This is a genomic window from Gallibacterium anatis DSM 16844 = F 149 (assembly GCF_000379785.1).
Taxonomy (GTDB): domain Bacteria; phylum Pseudomonadota; class Gammaproteobacteria; order Enterobacterales; family Pasteurellaceae; genus Gallibacterium; species Gallibacterium anatis.
On record NZ_KB903765.1, the window covers coordinates 1 to 1,870 of the forward strand.

The following is a 1,870-nucleotide window of genomic DNA, read 5'->3' on the forward strand; positions in this document are numbered from 1 at the left end:
AGACTTATCATCTCGATTTCATATTGGAGTGAGGGTGTATTTTTGAGCATAGGCATTTCCTTTTTTCGATATGCCTATTAGATCAAACCTCTAGATGTATGTCTAGAGGTTTGTCAGCAGTCTGAACAACAATGTTGTTATGGTCTGTTTTTTAGCTAATGAAAGTGAAAAATCTGCGCTAATCACGTATTGATGAAGTTTTCAGCATTATTGAATTGATGATTTACCGGACTGAAAACCGCCATAATCATTAATGACCGTCCATTCCACTTGGCGTCCAACAGCGCCTTTCATTACAAAATCGTGACTGGAAAAAGGGGCAAGCATTGCATCCTGTTGAGCATCGCTGCCGGCATTCACTGCGCTGTAAGTAATGTAATAGGGCGTTGGGTTTGTGGCTCGCAAAGCATTTTTCCCGGCAAGTGTTGTTTTTTGCCAAGTCACTTTTTGATAGGCATCTTGCACCGAAATTTTCAGACCTTGCGGACGATAGAAAAATTTTAAACGACTACGTACGGCAAATTGTAGATAATTTTTGTTTTCGCCACGTGGTTTTGGCGGAGTATCCGTGATATTAAGGTAAAAAACAGATTCCCGATCTGCGGGCAACGGTTCGCCGGTGTAATTGATGCGCAATGTCTGACCGGCGTGCTGCTCAACACGGGAAACCGGTGGTGTGATGACAAATGGTACTTTGATGCTATCCGGTGAACTTTTCATATCGCCGTTATCCATCCACGCTTGTACAAGTGAAGGTCGATTGTCATTGTTTGTTAATTGGACATTGATCCCTTTTTCACCGGACGGATAAATAAAACGTGTACCTTGAATAATGATATTGGCATAACTGCCGGAGCTGATTAAAAGTAAGCCTAATGTTAATTTTTTAAGCATAGAAATTTAGTCTTTATTTTTAGTAAGAGAAAATAATATTTTTTATTATTTGATTGATGTTTAAATAAACAAAAATAGGACAATATTTGTTATTGTCCTATAAAAGGTTTATTTATAAACAAGAGTATATTTAATTGTCGCTTCCACATTGCCGGCAGTGACACTATTTGCTTGTGGCGCATAATATTGTGCATAGTAGGATAATACCGGAGCAGACTCGCCTTTAATTTCTTCATAAACCAATTCAGGATCTTTTTGTGCATCTAAAGAAAGAATGTCTTTTCTTAGATCGATCGCTTTTTGGTTTTTATCTAAAATTTGAATTTGTACAGATTTTGCAATTTCTTGTGTACCGCTTTTGGCAGTATTAATTAAATTACCGGTAGCCTGATCGACAATATCGTGCGTGCCTTCAAAATAAACAGTAACGCTGGCAGGATTTTCACTGCTGTTGGAAGTCGGACAGCCTTGTAGTTTGATTTGAAACGGTGTTAAGCCTGCAGTAGAACCGGCTTGAGAAAAGCTGCTGGCACTAACTGTCGGTAAATTAACGGTTTTTTGCGCTTCTCCTTCTGCACGTGCACAAGTAGTGGCCACGACTTTTCCGGTGAAAGTGATTTGTCCGTCATAAGCCATTGCGGATGAGGTGAATAAAGTTGCGCTCAAAAGAAGAGAAAGCGGAATAATTTTTTCATTAGTTTTCCTTAATAAATTTTCTAATTTAGATCCTTAAAAAATGGTACTGCAAAAAAGCGGCGCTATTGTATAGATTTGTTGTTTTTAGATCAATTATTTATTCTTATTTTGTATTTATTTTTTTATTTTAATTAAGTCCATAAAATAATGATAAATTTTTATTTAAAATACGTTTCTTTTTATAAATTGGGGCTGAAGTAGATTAGCACTTATGCTAAGCTACAAAAATGAAGATAACCAATTGTAAACTAAAGAAATCTATACAAAGAAAACTGCTTGA

Annotated in this window: 2 protein-coding genes; both read right to left on the reverse strand. The window is 36.7% G+C overall.

What is annotated here, in order from left to right; all coding sequences use genetic code 11:
* Positions 1–207: 207 nt before the first annotated feature.
* Positions 208–894, reverse strand: a complete 687-nt coding sequence (locus A3EO_RS0112450; protein WP_018347396.1) for a fimbria/pilus periplasmic chaperone — start codon at positions 892–894, stop codon at positions 208–210.
* 108 nt (positions 895–1,002) lie between these two features.
* The gene (locus A3EO_RS0112455) at positions 1,003–1,560 is read right to left on the reverse strand and encodes a fimbrial protein (protein WP_018347397.1); all 558 of its coding nucleotides are present in this window, start codon (positions 1,558–1,560) and stop codon (positions 1,003–1,005) included.
* Positions 1,561–1,870: the final 310 nt, after the last annotated feature.